This window comes from Azoarcus sp. DN11 (assembly GCF_003628555.1).
Lineage (GTDB): Bacteria > Pseudomonadota > Gammaproteobacteria > Burkholderiales > Rhodocyclaceae > Aromatoleum.
Window position 1 is genome coordinate 4,852,204 of the sequence record NZ_CP021731.1, and the last position, 18,722, is coordinate 4,870,925.

17 protein-coding genes are annotated in these 18,722 nt (G+C 66.6%); 1 reads left to right on the top strand and 16 read right to left on the bottom strand.

What is annotated here, in order from left to right; all coding sequences use genetic code 11:
- Positions 1–168 precede the first annotated feature (168 nt).
- From CDA09_RS22610 to dsdA, 13 genes are all read right to left on the bottom strand, one after another.
- Positions 169–756, bottom strand: a complete 588-nt coding sequence (locus CDA09_RS22610) for a DUF4124 domain-containing protein (RefSeq protein WP_164844463.1) — start codon at positions 754–756, stop codon at positions 169–171.
- 10 nt (positions 757–766) lie between these two features.
- Positions 767–1,522, bottom strand: coding sequence for a nuclease-related domain-containing protein (locus tag CDA09_RS22615; protein ID WP_164844464.1), 756 nt, complete (start codon positions 1,520–1,522; stop codon positions 767–769).
- A gap of 455 nt (positions 1,523–1,977) precedes the next feature.
- On the bottom strand, positions 1,978–2,667 hold the full coding sequence (hbdR, locus tag CDA09_RS22625) for an HTH-type transcriptional regulator HbdR (RefSeq protein WP_502697081.1): 690 nt from the start codon (positions 2,665–2,667) through the stop codon (positions 1,978–1,980).
- A gap of 96 nt (positions 2,668–2,763) precedes the next feature.
- The gene (locus CDA09_RS22630; protein ID WP_121430581.1) at positions 2,764–3,519 is read right to left on the bottom strand and encodes an enoyl-CoA hydratase/isomerase family protein; all 756 of its coding nucleotides are present in this window, start codon (positions 3,517–3,519) and stop codon (positions 2,764–2,766) included.
- Between the two features lie 289 nt (positions 3,520–3,808).
- Positions 3,809–4,627 carry an enoyl-CoA hydratase family protein gene (locus CDA09_RS22635; protein ID WP_121430582.1) on the bottom strand — a complete coding sequence of 273 codons (819 nt, stop codon included), beginning with the start codon at positions 4,625–4,627 and terminating at the stop codon, positions 3,809–3,811.
- A 51-nt stretch (positions 4,628–4,678) separates the two neighbouring features.
- Positions 4,679–5,425, bottom strand: coding sequence for an SDR family NAD(P)-dependent oxidoreductase (locus CDA09_RS22640; RefSeq protein ID WP_121430583.1), 747 nt, complete (start codon positions 5,423–5,425; stop codon positions 4,679–4,681).
- Between the two features lie 379 nt (positions 5,426–5,804).
- Entirely contained in the window at positions 5,805–7,379 is a 1,575-nt protein-coding gene (gene hbdA, locus CDA09_RS22645; protein ID WP_121430584.1) for a 3-hydroxybenzoate--CoA ligase HbdA, read from the bottom strand.
- A 67-nt stretch (positions 7,380–7,446) separates the two neighbouring features.
- The gene (locus CDA09_RS22650; RefSeq protein WP_121430585.1) at positions 7,447–8,478 is read right to left on the bottom strand and encodes a TRAP transporter substrate-binding protein; all 1,032 of its coding nucleotides are present in this window, start codon (positions 8,476–8,478) and stop codon (positions 7,447–7,449) included.
- Between the two features lie 39 nt (positions 8,479–8,517).
- Positions 8,518–9,849 carry a TRAP transporter large permease gene (locus tag CDA09_RS22655; protein WP_121430586.1) on the bottom strand — a complete coding sequence of 444 codons (1,332 nt, stop codon included), beginning with the start codon at positions 9,847–9,849 and terminating at the stop codon, positions 8,518–8,520.
- Positions 9,846–10,514, bottom strand: a complete 669-nt coding sequence (locus tag CDA09_RS22660) for a TRAP transporter small permease (protein ID WP_121430587.1) — start codon at positions 10,512–10,514, stop codon at positions 9,846–9,848. Before CDA09_RS22660 ends, CDA09_RS22655 begins: the two co-directional genes overlap by 4 nt.
- 110 nt (positions 10,515–10,624) lie before the next feature.
- The gene (locus tag CDA09_RS22665; protein WP_121430588.1) at positions 10,625–11,803 is read right to left on the bottom strand and encodes an acyl-CoA dehydrogenase family protein; all 1,179 of its coding nucleotides are present in this window, start codon (positions 11,801–11,803) and stop codon (positions 10,625–10,627) included.
- 210 nt (positions 11,804–12,013) lie between these two features.
- Positions 12,014–12,814, bottom strand: a complete 801-nt coding sequence (locus CDA09_RS22670) for an SDR family NAD(P)-dependent oxidoreductase (RefSeq protein ID WP_121430589.1) — start codon at positions 12,812–12,814, stop codon at positions 12,014–12,016.
- A gap of 259 nt (positions 12,815–13,073) precedes the next feature.
- Complete coding sequence (gene dsdA, locus CDA09_RS22675) at positions 13,074–14,402, bottom strand: D-serine ammonia-lyase (protein WP_121430590.1); 1,329 nt, start codon at positions 14,400–14,402, stop codon at positions 13,074–13,076.
- A 106-nt stretch (positions 14,403–14,508) separates the two neighbouring features.
- Between dsdA and CDA09_RS22680 the strand changes: the two genes are divergently transcribed.
- Entirely contained in the window at positions 14,509–15,468 is a 960-nt protein-coding gene (locus CDA09_RS22680; protein WP_121430591.1) for a LysR substrate-binding domain-containing protein, read from the top strand.
- A 39-nt stretch (positions 15,469–15,507) separates the two neighbouring features.
- Here the strand turns inward: CDA09_RS22680 and bzdQ are convergent, their stop codons facing one another.
- The 3 genes from bzdQ to bzdO all read right to left on the bottom strand — a co-directional run bounded on the left by bzdQ (position 15,508) and on the right by bzdO (position 18,714).
- The gene (gene bzdQ / locus CDA09_RS22685) at positions 15,508–16,425 is read right to left on the bottom strand and encodes a benzoyl-CoA reductase, bzd-type, subunit Q (protein WP_121430592.1); all 918 of its coding nucleotides are present in this window, start codon (positions 16,423–16,425) and stop codon (positions 15,508–15,510) included.
- A gap of 31 nt (positions 16,426–16,456) precedes the next feature.
- Positions 16,457–17,260 (bottom strand): acyl-CoA dehydratase activase, encoded by an 804-nt coding sequence (locus CDA09_RS22690; protein WP_121430593.1) that lies wholly within the window; start codon positions 17,258–17,260, stop codon positions 16,457–16,459.
- A gap of 143 nt (positions 17,261–17,403) precedes the next feature.
- A complete protein-coding gene (bzdO, locus tag CDA09_RS22695) occupies positions 17,404–18,714 on the bottom strand; it encodes a benzoyl-CoA reductase, bzd-type, subunit O (protein WP_121430594.1) in 1,311 nt (436 codons plus the stop codon).
- Positions 18,715–18,722: the final 8 nt, after the last annotated feature.

Sequence of the window (18,722 nt, forward strand, 5' to 3'; positions counted from 1 at the left end):
GCAGGCCACTAGCTCAAGGTCGGCTCTGGCCGAGTTACGCGAGTTCGCCTTCGGGCAGGTTTCTGAGTTGAGCAGTCGCGCGAACGGCGGCTATGTCAAATGAGCGACCGACCGCAACTGGCCGTTTGCTGCCCTTTCAAATTCAAACTCGCTGCACCAATTCGACAGTCACCTCCGCATCGTCCCCTTTACATCCGCAATCACCGCCAGCCCTATCCCGATCCGCTGCGCGTGCAGATTCAACTGCGCCGTACGCGCAGCGGTATTCAAAACCAGCGATCCCTGATACCGCTGATTCAAATCCTCGGCCGCGCAATTCGACAGGGTCACGTCGAGGTTCAGAATTTTCGGCGTATAGCCCGGCGACGCGACGCCGAGCAGTTGGCAACGGTTTTCCGGGCTGGACCCGACGAACTTGCCGTCTTCGGAGATCTGGATGCTCAGAGGCACAACGAAGTGAGTGCCGTTCTGCTGTAACCCCGCGTTCATCACCTGGTATTGCGCCTCCCCCTGCCACGGACCCTGTGGTTTCTCGTAGCCGCCGCCGACGACGGTCTGTTTGACGCTCGGATTCGGAGCGGCAGCGGCATTGCCCGGTTGAATCAGCGGGCGGTTGCACGGCGAATCGGTGTAGGTGACTCGGCCCCCCTGCTCACAGCGATAGATCGACTGGGCGTGCGTGGCGAGCGGCATCGCGAGAAGCGCGAGCATGGGTGTGAGCAGGCGCAGGAATGCAAACTCGCGCATCGTTTTCATTGAAACTCCTTCAAACATTCCGCATGTACCTGCACGCGGGAAAGCTCGAACACCCGTAGAACTGTTTCCCGACATTCGCGCCCGACTTTGCCGTCCTCAACACCAGCTCGCTCGAACACTTCGGGCAGGTCGTCGTGCTCGAATGCCTGGCCTTTAGCGATTCGACGTGCGCGGTTCTCGTCGCCCAGGTTTTCGGCAGCGCTCCGGCCTCGATCGCGGAGACGATCGAGCGGACGTCATCGTCGGAGAACAGCGCTTGCTGTTTGCTCTTGATGTAGCTGGTGTAGCCGGAAGTCATGACGTTTTCCGGCATCGGGGTCTTGAATCGGGCGTCGCCCCAGAACATCACGACGGAGTGGAAGCGGGAGTCGTCCAGCTCTAGGAATTCGGCGAGCGCGCGAATGTGGCGGTAGTTCTGGCGCAGCGGGTTCTGGAAGCGGAACTTGCGGCCGTAGATGTTTTGCGTCCACTGCGCGCTCTTTTCGTCGCCGAAGATCCATCCTTTCATGTTCTTCGTCTCGATGACGAAGATGCCGTATTTCGAGACGACGACGTGGTCGATCTGGGTGGTGCCGTTCGAGGTCGGGATCGTGATGTTGTTGAGAGTGGTGTAGATCTTCTTGTCGAGCAGCAGGTGCTTGGCGAGGGCACCCTGCGCTTCGCCGAACCAGCCCTTGACGACGGGCGAGCGCAGGACGGCGCCGATCACCGCGGCGATGATGACGAAGTACGCGGCGTTCCAGAGCGGCGCCAGGATTGGCGTCATGTCGATCACGTTCAGGACGCCGGATCAAAGGCGACGGCTGATCAGGATCAGGCGATCCTTGGCGGTCTTGATCAGCTCTTCGAGGAAGTAGTTGGTGGCGCTGGTGTTGAGGAACTTGGCCATGTCGCGAATCCGTTCTCCGTTGTCATCCGGCGCCATTCGAGCGGATGGGGCACGGGGTCAACGGGCTGCTCGGACGATGACTACGTGTTCATGTCGATGGCGTTCCAGAGTGCATTTTACATTCGCACACATATGACATCGAAAGAAAATGGGGACCGCGGGTGGGAAGGCGCGGTCGATCGGCACTGGCAGGGCTTCGACCGGTTCGGCACGAACGGTTTTTGGACGGGCTCAGCCCCAGCGGTTTTTGGGAGGCTCGGCCCGAACGGAATCTGCTTACCGGGGTAACGGGAGGAACGGCGTGCGGCCTTGTCCCGCCCTGCCCCGCAACCTCACTCGGCTGCGCGCGGCGCGCTCTCGACGCCCTTGGCGATCTTCGCCATCGCGGTCTTGCCTTTGGCGGTGAGGAAGGGGTCGACGAGGAGTAGCAGGCCTTCTTCGACGTATTCCGCGAGGCTGAAGCGGTCGACGAAGGCCCAGTGCTTGAGCGCCCAGGCGTGGGCGAAATTGACGATCTGGTAGCCGAGCAGATATTCATTCACCGGCCGCATGAAGCCGCCAGAGGTGCACGCGCGGATCGACTTTTCGATCATGCGGTTGGTGCGCGTTTCGCCGTCCTTGATCAGCACGCGGCGGTCGGCGCGCAGGGATTTGGTCGAGCGGTAGGCGAGCACCGTCGCGTCGCGCTGGGCGTCGACGACCGCGCAATACGCCCACACCGCGCGGCACAGGCGCTCGACCGGGTGGGTGAGGCCTTCGAGCTGCAGCGGGATGTCGTGCTCGTAGGTGTCGAGCACGTTCTTCAGCGTCAGGAACAGGATGTCGTCCTTGTCGCCGAAGTACTGGTAGATCAGGCCGGTGCTGACCTTGGCTTCGCGGGCGATCTGCAGAATGGTCGTCGTGTAGTAGCCCTGCTCGGAGAAGAGCTTGGTGGCCGCGCTGATGATCTGGTGACGGCGCTCTTCGACCAGCTTGGGGTCGGTGACGACGCTTTTGACGCTTTCTGCTGAACTCATGTCCATTCCCTCGGTGAACCATTGCCACAAAGTCCGGCAGCGGCCGGACGCCTTATTGTGCCACCGGAGCGCCGGGTTTCCGCGTCGCCTTGTCCTGCGGCCTTACTGACGGTTCAGAAAGCCGCGCACGCGCTGCTGCGTCTGGTCGTCGGCCAGGAGCGCCGCGCTGCCGGCCAGTTCCACCTCGTAGCCGTCCGCGCCTCCTGCCGCTGCGACCTCGATGCAGCGCTTGCACTCGGCGATGGCCTTCGCGGGCAGGGCCGCGAGGCGCGCGATCAGGGCGTCGACGAATGCCGGCAGCTCGGCGGCCGGGGCGACCCAGTGCGCGCAGCCCAGGGCCACCGCATCCGCGCCGGAGAGGACTTCGGCGCCGAGGATCAGGCGCTTGGCCACCGCTTCGCCGCAGATGCGCGTCATGCGCTGGGTGCCGCCGGCGGCGGGGAGCAGCCCCAGGCGCGCTTCGGGCAGGCCGACTTTCGCGCTGTCGGCGACGACACGCAGGTCGCAGGCGAGCGCGAGTTCGAAGCCGCCCCCCATCGCGGCGCCGTTGATCTCCGCGACGGTGACCTGCGGCAGGCGTTCGAGGCGGGCGTAGATTTCCTGCATCCGGCGGGTGATCGCGATCATTTTGGCGCGGCCCGCCACGGTGGCGAAGAGCGAATCGATCAGTTCGAGGTCGGCGCCGGCGCAGAACAGCCGCTCGCCGCTGCGGATGCGCAGCACGTTCACGTGGCGCAGGGTTTCGAGCTCAGCGAGGATGCGGTCGAACTGGTCGATCCATTCCTCGTTGATCGCATTGACCGGCGCGCGGCACAGCGTCACGGTGGCGATCGATTCGTCAATCCTCAGCGAAATCATTGCGATGTCCTCTGGAGCTGCTGACTGTTATGAAACCGTTTGCCCTGAGCCTGTCGATGGGCAATTGCGGGACTTCGACGGGCTCAGCCGAACGGCTAGTGGTCTCGATTCGATCGAAAAAACGGGGCGCCGCCGGCCTCTGCGCACATCAGAGGAGGATTCGTTGGCGGAACGCACAGGCCGCCTGCGCGACGCCCCTCTCAAGCCGGCCGGTGAAACTGCGCGTCAAACCGGCCGTACCGCGAGACGCATCCGGGCGGCGGGGACGGCCGCCCGGTGCGCCGGAACCTCAATCACCCTCGAACTTCGGCACCTGCTTGTTCACGAAGGCGTTGTAGGCGCGCGTGAAGTCCTGCGTCTGCATGCAGATCGCCTGGGCTTCGGCCTCGGTCTCGAGCGCCTGCTCGATGGTCTGGTTCCATTCCTGGTGCAGGCACTTCTTCGTCATCGAGTGCGCGAAGGCCGGGCCGTTGGCGAGCGACAGCGCCAGCTCCTGCGCTTTCGCCAGCACCTTCTCGGCGGGCACGATGTCGTTGTAGTAGCCCCAGGCGCGGCCTTCCTCGGCGCTCATCGAGCGACCGGTGTACAGCAGCTCGGAGGCGCGGCCCTGGCCGATGATGCGCGGCAGGATGCTGCACGCGCCCATGTCGCAGCCGGCCAGCCCGACGCGCACGAACAGGAACGCGGTCTTCGCCTCGGGCGTCGCGTAGCGCAGGTCGGAGGCCATCGAGATGATCGCGCCGGCGCCGGCGCAGATGCCGTCGACCGCCGAGATGATGGGCTGCGGGCAGTTGCGCATTTCCTTCACCAAGTTGCCGGTCATGCGCGTGAAGGCGAGCAGTCCGTTCATGTCCATCTTCGTCAGCGGCCCGATGATGTCATGCACGTCGCCGCCCGAGCAGAAGTTGCCGCCCGCGCCGGTGATCACCACCGCGCGCACGTCGTCGGCGTACTGCAGCTTGATGAAGGTGTCGCGCAGCTCGGCGTAGCTCTCGAAGGTGAGCGGATTCTTGCGCTCGGGGCGGTTCAGCGTGATGGTCGCGACGCGGTCGGCGACCTCGAACTTGAAGTGTTCCGGACGCCATTCGGCGGCTTTGAGCTTGTACATGAGATTCTCCTCGAAACGGGTTGGGTGTCTATTTATTGACTGAACAATCACTCATCCTGCGAGCGTGAGACCGCCGCTGACGCTGATCACCTGGCCGGTGATGAAGCTCGCGCGGTCGCTGGCGAAGAACAGCACGGCGTCGGCGAGCTCGGACGGCTTGGCGAGGCGGCGCATCGGCGTGGCCTTGACGAAGGCTTCCTGGTGCTTCTCCGGCACCGCGCGCAGCAGCGGCGTGTCGGTCGGGCCGGGGCATACGCAGTTGACGTTGATGTTGTAGCGCGCGACTTCGCGGGCGAGCGACTTGGTGAAGGCGATCGCGCCGCCCTTGGCGCCCGAATACACGGTCTCGCCGAGGCTGCCGACGCGGCCGGCGTCGCTGGACACGGTGACGATCTTGCCCGCGCCGCGCTCGATCATCTGCTGCAGGAAGGCGTGCGACACGGCGACCGGGCCGAGCAGGTTGAGGTCGATGACCTTGCGCCAGAAGTCGGGCGTGTTCTCCATGAAGGGCTGGATCTTGCCCCAGCCGGCGACGTTGGCGACGATGTCGACCTGGCCATGACGACGGTAGGCTTCGTCGCGGAAGGCGTGGATGGAGTCGATGTCGGTCACGTCGAGGCGGACGAAGTCGACGTCGAGGTGCTGCTCGGCCAGCTGGCCGGCCGCGGCCGCGCCCTTGGCCGCATCGATGTCGCCGATCACGACCTTCGCGCCCGCCCGCGCCAGCGTCTCCGCCGTCGCATACCCGATCCCCGATGCGCCGCCCGTGACGACGGCCGTTTTGCCTTGCAGGTTCATGTGTCTGTCTCCTCGTTCACCAGTCATTCGAGCCTGGGGCGCCTGCAATCGCGCCGCCCCGCTTCCCGTTTGCTGCAGCGTTCCGTGTCCGGCTCCGTCAGCAGTTGAATGAATGATCGTTCAGTCAATTCACCAAGTCAACCCCTTGGCGCGAATTTCAGCAGAATGGGGCAGGCGCCTGTCCTGCGCGATGATGGGTCGCACAACCCGATACGATTCGGGCTGAACCCTTTGGCGGCTTGCCGATGCCCGTCAACGGGCTCAGGAAGAATGGGTATGGACGACGCCGTTCAATACCAGTCGCACTAATGCAAACGGCCGGAAATCCGGCCGTTTGCAACTGAACGATCAATCAGGTGTGATCGCAGTGACACGCCCCTTAAAGCCGCCCCGCCTTGAGCAGCTCACGCAGGCGGAACTTCTGGATCTTGCCAGTGGCGGTGCGCGGCAATTCGTCCACGAAGCGCACCGTGCGCGGACATTTGTAGATCGACAGGCTCGCCATCAGCGTGTCCTGCACTTGCGTCGACAGGCGCGACTGGCTCGCCGCCGGATCCTTCGCCACGGCCACCAGCACGAGGCGCGTGAGGCCGTCCTCCTGCGGCACCCCGACGACGACCGCCTCGGCGATGTCCGGCGCGGTCATCGCACAGGCTTCGATCTCGGACGGGCTCACCCACTGGCCGGAGATCTTCAGCATGTCGTCGGCGCGGCCGTTGTGGTACCAGTAGCCGTCGGCATCGAAGCTGAACATGTCGCCCGGGAAATACCAGCCGTCGCGCAGCGACTTCGCCGTCTGTTCGGGCAGCTTCCAGTAGCCGCTGAACTGGGACGGCGTGCGGATCGCGATCTGGCCGGGAACGCCGGGCTCGACGATGTCCGCGCCGCTGTCGTCGACCAGGCGCACTTCGGCCCACGGCACCGGCTTGCCACAGGAGCCGGGGCGCTGCGCTTGGCCTTCGTTCACGAGGAAGAGGAAGATCGTCTCTGAGGCGCCGATGCCGTCGATGATGGGCTTGCCGGTCGCTTCGAGCCAGGACTGGTACAGCGTCTCGGGCAGCTTCTCGCCCGCCGACAGGAAATGGCGCACGTTGCGGAAGCCCTCGCTCCCGCCCGCCCCTTCGCGCAGCAGGTTGCGGTACATCACCGGCGTGCTGAAGAAGATCGTCGGGCGATGGGTGTCGACCACGTCGATCATGCGCATCGGGTCGGGCCAGCCGGCGGCGACGATGACCGTCGCGCCGCAGCGCAGCCCGCCCATCATGGAATGACCGAGCGCCCAGCCGAAGAACATCTTGGAGGTGGCGAAGATGCGGTCGCCCGGACGCACGCCGAAGTACTCCGCCTCCATGCGATCGGCGATCAGCACGCAGCCGTGCGTATGCATCACCGCCTTGGGTCGCCCGGTCGTGCCCGAGGAATACACCCAGAAGGCGACGTCCTCGGGTGCGGCCGGTTCCGACGCCAGCGTGTCGGGCTGCCCGGCAACGAAGTCGTCGAGCGGCACACCACCGACGCGGGAGCCGGCGCCGCGCACGACGAGCTGCGGCGGGTCGGCGAGTTCGGCGACGATCTCCTGGTACAGGTGGGCGAACTCGGCATCGACGAAGAGCAGGCGGCAGGCGCTGTCCTCGATCACGTAGCGCACGTCGCGCGGCGCGAGCCGCACGTTGAGGGCGACCGCGACGGCGCCGATGCGCATCGCGCCAAGGTAGCCGGCGACCATCTCGGGCGAATCGTCCATCAGGAAGAGCACGCGTTCGCCGCGGCCGACGCCGTGCGCCTTCATCGCGTTGCCGGTGCGATTGACCATCGCGTCGAGTTCGCCGTAGGTGACGGAACGGCCGGCACCGACGATCGCGGGCTGGTCGGTGAGGCCGCGCGCGAGGGGGGGCCCGATGATCTCGTCGGCGGCGTTCATCGCGCCGTAGCGCGCGGTGTTGTCAAAAATCATGTCTGCTCCTGGACACCGAAGGGATGCCCCGGCGCACGCGCCGGGGTGCGGGACGGACGCGCCCGGTTCAGTTCGCGAGCAGCGCGCGGGCTTCGGCCAACAGCTTCGGCCCGTCGTAGCCCTTGGCGCTGACCTCCTTGACCCAGTCGGCCGCGACCGATTCGGACGCCTTCTGCCACTTCTGCACTTCGGCGGCGGGCACGGTGTAGAAGGTGTTCTTGTGGTCGATGCCGGACTGGCGGCCGGTCAGGGTCGCCTCGTCCCACACCTTGCCGGCCCACGCCGACACCTCGGGGCCGCTGTTGGCGTCGATGACCTTCTTCAGCTCGGGCGGCAGGCTGTCGTATTTCGCCGGGTTCATCGCCAGCACGAAGGTCGAGGTCGACATCAGCGGCAACGCGGGATCAGTTTCGCTGTGGTACTTCACGATCTCCTGCGCCTTGATCGTCGGCACGACTTCCCACGGCATCATCGCGCCGTCGATCACTCCCTTGTCGAGGCTGTCGGAGACCATCGTCATCGGCATCGGCACCGGCGTGGCGCCCAGCGCCGTGAGCATGCGGGTCGCCATGCGCGTCGGCGCGCGCAGCTTCATGCCGCGGAGGTCGGCCAGGGTCTTCACCTGCTTGCTGGTCGTGTGCAGCGTCATGCCGGGGATGACGTGGAACACCAGCGGGCGCACACCCTTGTATTCCGCCACGGCGTTCTTCGTCGCGTAGACCCACAGCGCGCGGCTCGACTTCTCGCCCGACGTGCCCATGAAGGGCAGTTCGAAGGCTTCCGAGACGAGGAAGCGGCCGGCCTGGTAGCCGGGCACCGTCCACACGATGTCGGCGACGCCGTCCTTGGCCTGATCGAAGAGCTGCGCGGGCGTGCCGCCCATCTGCATCGCCGGGTAGATCTGGCACTTCAGGCGCCCGCCCGACTCGGCGGCGATCTTCGCGCACCACGGTTCGATGAATTTCACCTGCGCGTTCGAGGTCGGCGGCAGGAAGTGGTGCACGCGCAGCGTCACGACCTTGTCCGACTGGGCCTGGGCGGCAGCGGCCGCGAGCAGCATCGCCGTCAGCAGCGGCTTGAGCAGTGTTCGGGTTTTCATCGCGTCTCCTCTTTGGAATGAAAGGCCGGCCCCGGCTTGTCAGCCGCCGAAGATCCGGACCAGGTACAGCGAAATGGCGGGGAAGAACAGCAGCAGCGTGATGCGCATCATGTCGGAGGCGAGGAAGGGCATCACCCCGCGGAAGGTGTCGGTAAGCGGCACGTCCTTCGCGGCCTTGTTGATGATGTAGATGTTCATGCCGACCGGCGGATGCACGAGGCCGATCTCGACCACCATCAACACGAGGATGCCGAACCAGATCGACTTCTCCTCGGGCGCCAGCCCCCAGAACTCCAGCCCCATGACCACCGGGTAGAAGATGGGGATGGTCAGCAGGATCATGGCCATCGCGTCCATCACGCAGCCGAGGAAGACATAGATCAGCAGGATCGTCGTCAACACCAACAGCGGCGACAGGCCGCTGCCCCGGACCCAGTTCGCGAGTTCGACCGGCATCTGCGTGAGCGCGAGACCGGTGTTGAGCATGTCGGCGCCGAGCAGCACGAGGAAGATCATCGCGGTGGCCTCGGCCGCCCCGAGCACGCTTTCGCGGACGCCTTCCGCGCGCATGCCGCCGGTGACCACCGCGAGGATGCCGCAGGCCGCGGCGCCGATCGATGCCGCCTCGGTGGGGTTGGCCCAGCCGCCGTAGATGCCGACGATGACGACGAGGAAGATCAGCGCCACCGGCATGACGTTGACGATCGAGCGCAGCTTCTCCGCCAGCGGCACGTGCGGGCCGGCGGGACCGGCCTCGGGCTTGAGCGTGACGATGATGCGGATCACCAGCATGTAGCCGAGCATCGCGATCAGGCCCGGCAGCACGGCGGCCATGAAGAGCTTGCCGATCGACTCCTGCGTGAGCACCGCGTAGATCACCAGCGGCACCGAGGGCGGGATCAGGATGCCGAGCGTGCCGCCTGCCGCCAGCGCCCCGGTCGCCAAGGCGCCGGAGTAGTTGTAGCGCTTCAATTCCGGCAGCGCGACCTGGCCCATCGTCGCCGCAGTCGCGAGCGAGGAGCCGCAGATCGCGCCGAAGCCCGCACAGGCACCGGTCGAGGCGATTGCGACGCCGCCGCGCCAGTGCCCGACGAGCGAGCTTACGCAGCGGAACAGCGCGCGCGACAGGCCGCCGTGGGTCGCGAACTGTCCCATCAGCAGGAACATCGGGATGACGGCCAGATCGTAGTTGGAGAGCCGCGCGTAGGCGAGGTTCTTCAGCATGTTGAGGAAGGGGGTGAGCTCGCCGCCCATCATCGTCAGGTAGCCGCCTGCGCCGACGACGAACATGGTGATGCCGATATGCACGCGCAGCACCAGCATCGTCAGCAGGATCGCGAACATCGTCGCGCCGATCGCAATGCCGCTCATTTTGCACCTCCGAGCACGACGCCGAAGCGGCGCCCCGCGATGTAAAGACTGGTCGCCGCGAACAACAGGAAACCCGGAACGATCAGGGCGATCGCCACCCAGCCCGGCCAGCCGAGCATCACCGAAGCCTCGCCCGAGTCGTAGGACGACACCGCCGCCACGCCGGTGCGCCACGCGACCAGCAGCGCGACCGCCCCCATCAGCAGCGCCGCGAAGCCGTCGAGCAGCGCGCGCCCGCGCAGTGGCAGCCAGTGCGTGAAGAAGTCGACGCGCACGTGCCCATCCACCATCTGGCAGTAGGAGAAAAAGGTCGCGGAGGCCACGGCGGCGCCCATCTGCAGGATCTCGAAGTCACCCGGCACGGGCGCTGCGTACAGCTTGCGGGCCACGATGGATACTAGGGACATCGCGATCAACGCGATGAACACGGTCCCGCCCGTCAGCGCAGACACCCTGCTCGCCGCGTACAACCGCTTGCCCCACGGCCCGTGCGGCAGCGCCTCGGGATGCGCGACGTGCTCGATCGAACCGGGTTCGAGCTGGACGCCGGCATCCTCATCGGGGCCATCCTCGCCCTCCCTCTCCCCGCTTCCGGCGCCGCATACCTTCACCGGACGCAGCCCCGCGGCGCTGGCCGCGTCCAGGCTCACTACGCTTGCATGCATGTTTGTCTCCTCCTCGGTACGCTCACTGGTTGAACGTTCACTCATTTAGTTATAGGAAAATGGGGAATCACGACGGGCGCACAACGCCCGCCGTGATTCCCCCGCCAGGCTCAGGCGACCTGTTCCTGCTCCCAGGCAGAAAGGGTCTGTCGGGCGATGATGAGCTGCTGCACCTCGGTCGCCCCTTCGTAGATGCGCAGCGCGCGGATCTCGCGGTACAGGCGCTCGACCGGATGGTCGGAGACGACGCCGCAGCCGCCCCACAACTGCACCGCCGCATCGATGACCTGCTGCGCGGTCTCGGTGGACGTCATCTTGGCCATCGCCGCGGCGCGCGTGATGTTCTTGCCCTGGTCGCGCATCCACGCAGCGCGGTAGGTGAGCAGTGCGGCGGTGTCGACGTGGGTCGCCATCTGCGCGAGCTTGGCCTGGGTGATCTGGAAGTCGGCGAGCTTCTTGCCGAACATGTCGCGCGTGGTCGCGCGGCGCAGCCCTTCGTCGAGCGCACGGCGCGCGAAGCCGAGCGCGGCGGCGGCGACCGAAGTGCGGAAGATGTCGAGCGTCTGCATCGCGACCTTGAAACCCTGCCCCGGCTCGCCCAAGAGGCTCGCTGCGGGCACGCGGCAGCCGGAAAAACGCAGGCGTGCGAGCGGATGCGGCGCGATCACGTCGATGCGCTCGGCGATTTCAAAGCCGGGCACATCGGCCTCGACGATGAAGGCCGACAGGCCGCGCGCGCCCGGCGCCTCGCCGGTACGCGCAAACACGACGTAGAAATCGGCGATGCCGCCGTTGGAAATCCAGGTCTTCTCGCCGTCGAGCACGTAGTCGTTGCCGTCGCGGCGCGCGCTGCACGCCATCGCCGCGACGTCCGACCCCGAATCCGGCTCGGACAGCGCGAAGGCCGGGATCGCACGCCCCGCTGCGACTTCGGTCAGGTACTTGCGCTTCTGCGCGTCGCTGCCGTGCAGCGTGATCGCGCCCGAACCCAGCCCCTGCATGCCCAGCGCGAAATCGGCGAGCCCCGAGTGGCGCGCCAGCGTCTCGCGCAGCAGGCACACGGCGCGCGTGTCGATCTGGTCATGCCGGCCGCCGTAAGCGGTGCCGCCGACCATGTAGCGCAGCCAGCCGTCGACGCCGAGTTGGCGCACCAGCGCGCGGCAGGCGTCGTCGAGATCACCGTGCGGGTGGGCGCCGACGTGCGCCGCCGCCCACGCCTCCAGCTCGATCTGCATGCCGCGGTGGCGCTCGTCGAAGAAGGGCCACTCCAGATAGCTCCGATCACTCATTTTCGCGTCTCCTCTCGGGGCGGTACGCCACCGGCGTCCACCCTCCTCTTGGTTGCTGTCCTGTGCGGCGCCCGCTCGGGCGGGTCTGTACAGCCGCTTGTGTCCGTTACACCGTTCGCCCTGAGCCCGTCGAAGGGCATTGGCAGGCGGCTCAGCTCGAACGGTAGTTGCCCGCCTCGTTGATAACGGTGACGGCGCCCGTTCCGCCCCTCACATCACCTCGCCGCCCGACACCGAGATCGCCTGGCCGGTGATCGCCTCGGAGCCGGGCAGGCACAGCCACAGCACCGCGTTGGCGACTTCTTCGGGACGCACCAGCCGGCCCTGCGGGTTGTGTTTCGCCAGTTCGGCGAGCGCCTCGGCCTCGCTGCGGCCGGTCTTCTCGCGGATGTTGGCGACCGCATCGCGCACGATGTCGGTGTCGGTGTAGCCGGGGCACACGGCATTCACGGTGATGTGCTTGTGCGCGAGCTCCAGCGCCAGTGCGCGCGTCAGGCCGATGACGCCGTGCTTGGCGGCACAGTACGCGGAAACGTAGGGATAGCCCTTTTCGCCCGCGGTGCTGGCGACGTTGATGATGCGGCCCCAACCGGCGGCGAGCATGTCGGGCAGCGCGGCACGGGTCGCGAGATAGGTGCCGGTGAGATTCACGTCCAGCATCTGCTGCCACAGCGCGGGGTCGGTGCGCAGGAAGGGGGCGCTGCCGGCCTGGCCGGCGTTGTTCACCAGCACCGCGATCGGTCCGAGCGCGCGCGCAGCGGCGGCAAAAGCCGACTCGACCGAATCCGCGCTGGCGACGTCGACCGCCTCGCAATGCACCTCGATGCCACCCTGCCCCGCCGTGCGCAACGTTGCGGCACGCTCCTCGAGCTGCACGCGGTTGCGCCCCATCAGCGTGAGCGACGCACCCTGGGCTGCCAGCGCCGCGGCGATCGCAGCGCCGATGCCGCGGCCGCCGCCGGTGATCACTGCGTGTTTGCCTGCGAGCGCACGAGACAGATCTGCCGCCATCACATCCTCCACGTTCCGTTGCCCATTCCGGCCGAGACCGCCGCGCACCGGGATCCGGATACGCCTGGCAATTCGGTGAATGAATAGTCGTTCATTTTTCTCATGCCGTCAACGGGAATCTCTCTTCGCGTCGCTTCCCCCTTGTTCCGCTCCGGTTCGCCCCCTCATCGGCGGTTTATGAACTGCCAGATGCCTTTCCGCCTGAGCTTTTGGGGCGAACGGGGAGGCCGAACGGAAGCGGTCTATTTCACTGCCGCGTTCATGCTTGCGCCGCGCCGGGCCGAGATCGGCTCAGCGTTTCCGCGTGCGCCTGGAAGCGCCGGAGTTCCTCGGGCGGCACGAGCGAGCCGCCCGTCAGCCAGATCACCTGCGTTGCCGCGCTCAGGTCGAGGCCGTGGTCGCGCACATACGCCCGGCCTTCCGGCGAATCGCGCAGCCAGCCCGGCCCGCCGACGCCGGCCGCCGCCGACGGCTCGACTTCCACGTCCAGCGATTGCTTGAGCGCAAGCAGGTGAAGGTAGAGCTGGTCGTCGGGGACGGTGAACACGCCGGCGAGTTGCGACGTCATCAGGGGGCTGACCAGGTGCGAGGCCTGCCCGACGGCGAGGCCGTCGGCGTCGGTGCGGTTGTCGAGGCCGATGTCGTAGACCGGGACCGGCGCGTCGCCCCCCGAGGCCAGCTGCACCAGCATGCACGGCGAGGCGACGGGCTCGGCGAAGAAGCAGTGCACGTGCTCGCCGAACAAGGCCTTGAGGCCGTAGGTGATGCCGCCGGGCGCGCCGCCGACCCCGCAGGGGATGTAGACGAAGAGCGGATGCGCGGCGTCCACGACGCGGCCGGCGTCGGCAAGCTGGCGCGCGAGATGACGCGCCGCCGCGGCGTAGCCGAAAAACAGCAGCGCGGAACTTTCGTCGTCGACGAAGTGGCAGCGCGGCGAAGCCAGCGCCTGCTCGCGCCCCGCCGCCACGGCCTCGGCGTAGTCGCCTGCGTGTTCGACGACGCGCACGCCGCGTTGGCGCAGACGGTCCTTCTTCCACGCCTTGGCATCCGCGGACATATGCACCACCGCGTCGAAGCCCAGCGCCGCCGCCATCACCCCGATGCTCAGGCCCAGGTTGCCGGTGCTGCCGACCGACACCGTGTATTGCGAGAACAACGCGCGGGCGGGCGGCGTCGCGAGAACGCGGGGATCGCCGCCGGCGGCGAGGATCCCGTGCTCGATCGCGACGGATTCGGCGAAGGCGAGCACCTCGTGAAAACCGCCACGCGCCTTGATGGAGCCGGCGACCGGCAGCTGGTCGTCACGCTTGACGAACCACGCGCCCGCGGCGGCATCGTCGCCGCCCAGCGCCCCGCGCAGCGCGGCGGCGGACATCAGTTGCGATTCGACGTGTCCCTTGCTCGACGCGAGTTCCGCAAACAGCGTCGCCATGAGCGGCTCAAAGTGCGCCAGACGCGCCTCCGCCGCCGCAATCAGCGCCGTCGCCGGGGCGGAGGCCGGCAGGTGCTGGCCGAGCCTTGGATTCAACCACAGCAGCGGCCGGCGGGATTGAAGCTGCGCTAATAGCGCCGGGGAGAGAGCGGTCATGTCGCGGATCCTCGCAGGGGTTCTCTTATCGACCGCAATCCTATGCCGGCCCCGCGTGTGAAAATAGCGATATTTTCTGGACGGTGCATTAGCCCTTCTAATACCTATGAAGCTGGATTCATCCATCCTCGGGACGCTGCGCTGCTTCGAAGCGGCGGGGCGCCTGCTGAGCTTCACGAAGGCGGCCGAATCACTGAACCTCACGCAAAGCGCGGTGAGCCAGCAGGTTCGCCACCTCGAAGATCGCCTCGGCTACGGGCTGTTCCGGCGCCAGCCGCGCGGCCTGAAACTGACGGCGAAGGGCGAAGCGCTGTTCGAGACGACGACGCGCGCGCTGTACGAGATCCAGGACACGATCCTGCGCCTCGGCGAGCCGAACGCGCCCCTGCAGGTCAATTGCCTGCCCTCGTTCGCGCTGCAATGGCTGATGCCGCGCCTGACGGAGTTCCACCACGAGCGGCCCGACGTGTCCGTGCGGCTGAAGGCGGAGTTCGAGACGCTCGACCGGCAAGCGATGGACGCTCAGGACATCGACGTGGCGGTGCGTTACGACCCGGTCCGGTACAGCCGGCTGCAGGCCGACGTGTTGCTGGATGAGTATCTCTTCGCCGCGGCCACGCCCGAGTATCTGGCGCGGCATCCCGGGTTTGCGACCGGGGAGTCGCTCGACGGCGTCGTGCTGCTGCACGACGCATCGCCGTGGGTCGGTGCGGCCGAATTCGTGGAATGGCGCACCTGGCTCGAGGCGTTTCACCCCGCCTGGATCGCGCATCTCGAAGGGCCGCAGTTCAACCTGTCGAGCCTGGCGATCGGCGCGGCCTTGAGCCACCAGGGCGTGGTGATGGCCCGCTCGGCGCTGGTCCAGGACGAGATCCTGAGCGGACGCCTGGTGAACGTGTTCGGCCGGCACGTACGTGCGCCGGCGCGCTACGTGCTGCTATCCCGCCGCCCCGACGATCGCCGCGTCGCGACTTTCGCGACCTGGCTGAAGGCGGAATGCGCGCGCTTCGATGCCGCGCGAATGGCCTGGCTCTCCCCCGGCGGGGCAGGGCATTCGCGCGCATGAGCGGCCGGCGCGGCAAGGCGCGCGCGCGTCGCCGCGAGCTCAGGCCTTGCCGCCCTGCTTCTGCATCAGCGTGTAGCCGAACAGCGCCGCGCCCAGCGCGCCGGCGATCTGGCTGTCGATCTTGGTATCGACGGCCTTGATGCCCAGCAGGCGCTCGATCCGCTTCACGACGCCCGGGTTCTTCGCGATGCCGCCGGTGATGAAGAAGCCCTCTTCCACGCCGATCCGCTCCAGCAGGCTCACGACGCGCTCGGCCATCGCCTGGCAGTACGCGGCGATAACCTTGTTCTTGGTGTAGCCGGCCTTCAGGAGCGCCAGCGCCTCGGACTTCGCGAACACCACGCAGATCGACGACACCGCTTCCGGCTCGACATCGACGTCGAACGAACGCGGGCCCAACTCGGCGATGGGGATCTGCATCAGGTCGGAGATGACTTCCATGCCGCGCCCGGTACCGGCCGCGCACTTGTCGTTCATCAGGAAGTTCGTGACCTTGCCCTTGTCGTCGCAGTGGATGGCCTTGCAGTCCTGGCCGCCCATGTCGAGGATGGTGCGCACCTTGTTGCCGCCCATGTAGTTCGCGCCGCGGGCGTGGCAGGCGATCTCGGTGATCGCCTTGTGGGCGAAGGGCACGTTCACCCGGCCGTAGCCGGTGCCGACGACATAATTGATGTCCTCGAGCTGCATGCCGATCTTGTCCATGATGCCGGCGAGCGCGTTCTTCGCCGAGTCCGGCGAGTTGTTGCCGGTGCGCATGCTGTTGTAGCCGTACAGCTCGCCGTCACACACCAGCACCGCCTGCGAGGACACCGAACCGACGTCGATGCCGCAGGTGATGATCTTGGCGTCCTTCCAGTTCTTCGTCTCGTCGAACCAGGTGTTTTCCTGCCAGCGCCAGAATTCCTTTTTCTCGGGGGCGGCGGTGGCGAGCTTGCTTTCATCGACTCCAGCGTTCACTTGATCTCTCCTTGATTCATGTCCGTTCGGTTCAGTGCAGGCGCTCGGCCGCGATCAGCGCGCAGCCCAGCGCGCTGGCGAATTCGGGCAACTCCGGCAGCAGCACCTCGTCGACTTCCATCGCGTTCTTCAGCGCCGCGACGAAGCCCGGGTTGTGGCCCATGCCGCCGATCAGCACCACGTTGCCGTCGATACCGACGCGCCGCACCATCGCGCACACGCGGCTCGCGACCGCATCCAGCACCGCCTTCGCGATGTCTTCCTTGGGCGTCGAGGAGTGGATCAGCGACACCACCTCCGATTCCGCGAACACCGTGCATTGCGCGTTCATCGGAATGCTCTTGTCGGACTTCAGGCTCGCCTCGCCGAACTCCTTGAGCGACAGCTGCAGCGCGCGGCTCATCGCCTCGGCGAACGAACCGGCACCGGCCGCGCACTTCTCGTTGCCGGCGAAATCGATCGCCTTGCCCTCCGCGTCGGTCTTGATGCCGCGACCTTCCTCGGCGCCAACGTCCACCACCGTGCGCGCCTGCGGGTACATGTACACCGCGCCGCGCGCGCCGGCGGTCATCTCGGTGACGCCTTCGGTCGCGAAAGCCACCTGGCCGCGACCGGCACCCGTCGCGAACACCGACTTCACCTGATCACGGCTCACACCGGCTTCAGCGAGCGCATCGTCGTAGGCCTGTTCGGCCGCCTGATCGGCGTCGAGGTCGCCCGGCAGCATCATGTGCGCCTGCTTCACGACCATCAGCGGCTTGCCTTCCATGCTGACCTCTTCAAGCAGCACGACCTTGACGCTGCGCGAACCCATGTCGATTCCTGCGGTGATCATCTTCCTGTCCTCATCTCGTTGGCACTGCTTGTGCGTTTTTATCGGGCGCACCCCGTCTCCGGAGCCGGCTCCATGACGGAACGCGGCTCCAGGAGCCGGCGGCGCGGCGCCGCTCTCTATCGGTTTTGGGGGTGTGCTGCGGATCAGGCCGCCAGCTTGCGCAGGCCGAGCTGCTCCATAAAGGCATCGACGCGCGCCTGGGTGCGCACTTCGTCGAACTCGCGCTCGTCGCCCATGTTGCCTTCGTAGGTCATGATCGGGATGCCGGCCTTGGCCATCGCCTGGCGGTTTTCCATGATCCCGACCGAGAGGCCTTCGCAGCCGCGGTTGAGGTGCATCATGCAGCCGTCGACCCCCCAGTCGCGCGCGATGTCGAGCATCATCCGGGACTTCACCGACGGGTCGAAGAACTGCTGCCACAGCGGCTTCGACAGGTTCCAGTCGGCATACAGGCGCAGCGCCGTGTCGCGGTCGTTCATCTCGATGCCTTTCTCCCACGGCACGGTGCGCGCGCCCCAGGAGCCGTCTTCCTTGTACTCCCACGTGCCTTCCAGGCCGAAGGTGTAGAGCGAGCCGATCGACACCGCGCCGTAGCTCTCGAGGTAGCGGAAGATCTTCAGGAAGGGCCACGGCGGCTGCGTGTCGGACATCAGGCGGCAGCGCTCGTTGGCCACCGCGGCGATGCCGCGCGCGACGCGGTCCTTCACCTCGTCGTACAGCTCGTCCATGAAGTCCGCGCACCACTGCGAGGATTTGTGCAGGATGCACAGCACGTACAGCGAGTACATAGTCTTCTCGTCGAGCGGCGCGGGCCGCGCCTTCTGCAGTTCGCAGATCTGCGCCCAGCGGCTGGTCGAGCGCATCTCGTTCTTGATCGCGCGGATCAGCAGCTCGTCGTCGCACTTGCGCCCGGTCGCCTTCTCGACGAACTCGATCGAGTCGTGCAGCTGCGCCGTCACGTAGTCGAGCCGTTCGGGCGTGAGATCCTTGTACGCGCCGACCGAGACATCCACGTAGAAGTCCGGGATGTTCTTCACGCGCGCCACGTGCTGGTACCACTTCGCGTGCGAGCAGCAGATCTGCGTCTGGTAGATGAAGTCCGACTTCGGCCACTTGCCGCCGTAGAAGTACTCGTCCAGGTGCATGCTGCCCCAGTAGATGCGCATGTAGGAGCACATGTCGCGCGCGAAGCCGTAGGACTCGGCGGCGTCAAGGCAGCGCTGGGTGAACTTCTTGTCGAGCGACACGCCGGCCGAATACGGCTCGCCGGTGAGCGGATAGACGTCGTCGCCGAGCGAGGTCGGGATCGCGTCGAAGGACCACCCCGCCGCGGACCAGCGGATGCCGCCGTTGTCCTTGGCGCGGGCGTAGTTGTGGTAATACTGCTCGCGCAGCTGCTTGGCCTTGCCCCACAGCTTGAGCTGTTCGGTCGGGTAGATCGCCTTGGTGTCCATGTCTTGTC